Raw genomic sequence first — 2,500 nt, 5'->3', positions numbered from 1 at the left:
AGCACCTGCTTTGCAAGCAGGGGGTCGTCGGTTCGATCCCGTCCGCCTCCACCAGGTGGCCCAATGTCATGTTGGGCCTGCCTGATGCCGGAAGGCGGTGGGTTTGAGACGAAGACGGTTGTTGGTTGGGAAAAGAGATCGGACGGATGTCCGGCAGCCGCGATGCGGCGCCGGGTGTCTTTGTCTGGTGAGTTTGTTCTTTGTCAGTGTGAATAGGTTGGTGCGTTCGTGTGCGTGCCGTGTCGCGGGTTGGTCTGACCCATGCGATGGTCCGGGGAACCGGGGTATTGCGTGCTGTGCGATGTGGCGGAAGCGTACATGAACGACGAAGTAGAGAAGAGTGGTCGTGAGATGAACTGCACTTTCTTATGTGCGGGACTGTCTGCCCCTGGGTGGATGGCTCCTGTGCATGTGTGGTGAATGAGCGCGATAAGGGCATTCGGTGGATGCCTTGGCACCAGGAGGCGACGAAAGACGTGGCACGCTGCGAAAAGCCATGGGGAGCCGCGAGCAGGCTTTGATCCGTGGATATCTGAATGGGGAAACCCACCCAGCGATGGGTATCATGTCCTGAATACATAGGGGCATGAGGCGAACCCGGGGAACTGAAACATCTAAGTACCCGGAGGAAAAGACATCAATTGAGATTCCGCCAGTAGTGGCGAGCGAACGCGGAACAGGCCCGTGATTGTTGCAGAAGAAGCAGAACGGAATGGAAAGTCCGGCCATAGAGGGTGATAGCCCCTTATGCGTAGTGTCTGTGATGATCCTTGAGTAGGGCGGGACACGTGAAATCCTGTCTGAACATGGGGGGACCACCCTCCAAGCCTAAATACTCCCTGGTGACCGATAGTGAACAAGTACCGTGAGGGAAAGGTGAAAAGCACCCCGACGAGGGGAGTGAAAGAGACCTGAAACCGAATGCCTACAAGCAGTCGGAGCCTCTTATGGGGTGACGGCGTACCTTTTGTATAATGGGTCAGCGAGTTTCTGTTTGCAGCAAGCTTAAGCCGGTAGGTGTAGGCGCAGCGAAAGCGAGTCTGAACAGGGCGACGAGTTGCTGGCAGAAGACCCGAAACCGAGTGATCTAGCCATGGCCAGGCTGAAGGTGCGGTAACACGCACTGGAGGGCCGAACCCACGCCTGTTGAAAAAGTCGGGGATGAGCTGTGGCTAGGGGTGAAAGGCCAATCAAACTCGGAAATAGCTGGTTCTCCGCGAAATCTATTGAGGTAGATCGTCTGGTATTACCCCGGGGGGTAGAGCACTGGATGGGCTAGGGGGGCCCAAAGCCTTACCAAACCTAACCAAACTCCGAATACCCGGAAGTATGAGCCAGGCAGACAGACAGTGGGTGCTAAGGTCCATTGTCGAGAGGGAAACAGCCCAGACCACCAGCTAAGGCCCCCAAATCGTGGCTAAGTGGGAAAGGATGTGGGGATTCCAAAACAACCAGGAGGTTGGCTTAGAAGCAGCCATCCTTTAAAGAAAGCGTAATAGCTCACTGGTCTAATAGAAACCCTGCGCCGAAAATGTAACGGGGCTCAAGCCACGTGCCGAAGCTGTGGGTGCATACTATGTATGCGCGGTAGCGGAGCGTTCCGTAAGTCTGTGAAGGGGACGGGGTGACCCTCCCTGGAGATATCGGAAGTGCGAATGCTGACATGAGTAGCGACAAACAGTGCGAGAAACACTGTCGCCGAAAGTCCAAGGGTTCCTGCGCAAGGTTAATCCGCGCAGGGTGAGCCGGCCCCTAAGGCGAGGGCGAAAGCCGTAGTCGATGGAAACCAGGTCAATATTCCTGGGCCTGCCAGAAGTGACGAATGCAATATGTTGTCGGGTCTTATCGGATTGGCCCGGCTTTTGGAGCATTCCAGGAAATAGCTCTGGCATATAGACCGTACCCGAAACCGACACAGGTGGACTGGTAGAGAATACCAAGGCGCTTGAGAGAACGATGCTGAAGGAACTAGGCAAATTGCTTGCGTAACTTCGGGATAAGCAAGACCCGTCAGTGGGCAACCATCGGCGGGTGGCACAGACCAGGGGGTAGCGACTGTTTAGTAAAAACACAGGGCTGTGCGAAGTCGAGAGACGACGTATACGGCCTGACGCCTGCCCGGTGCCGGAAGGTTAAGAGGAGGTGTGCAAGCACCGAATTGAAGCCCCGGTAAACGGCGGCCGTAACTATAACGGTCCTAAGGTAGCGAAATTCCTTGTCGGGTAAGTTCCGACCTGCACGAATGGCGTAACGACTTCCCCGCTGTCTCCAGCATCGGCTCAGCGAAATTGAATTCCCCGTGAAGATGCGGGGTACCCGCGGTCAGACGGAAAGACCCTATGAACCTTTACTGCAGCTTTGCAGTGGCATCAGAGACATTCTGTGTAGGATAGGTGGGAGGCTTTGAAACCGGGGCGCCAGTTCCGGTGGAGCCATCCTTGAAATACCACCCTGACTGTTTCTGATGTCTAACCGAGACCAGTAAGCCTGGTCCGGGACC

General features: G+C 55.6%; 1 tRNA gene and 1 rRNA gene (1 of these 2 cut by a window edge). Both read left to right on the top strand.

The annotated features are described in order from the left end of the window. Window positions 1-54 (top strand) — tRNA-Ala (locus tag KMAL_RS16075); it begins 22 nt to the left of the window's first position. Between the two features lie 365 nt (window positions 55-419). Then, window positions 420-2,500, top strand: a 23S ribosomal RNA gene (locus KMAL_RS16070); the annotation flags it as partial.

The sequence above is a fragment of the Novacetimonas maltaceti genome (genome assembly GCF_002906255.1).
Lineage (GTDB): Bacteria > Pseudomonadota > Alphaproteobacteria > Acetobacterales > Acetobacteraceae > Novacetimonas > Novacetimonas maltaceti.
The sequence above is the reverse complement of the archived record's forward strand: the minus strand, read 5'-3'. Positions and strand labels throughout refer to the sequence as shown.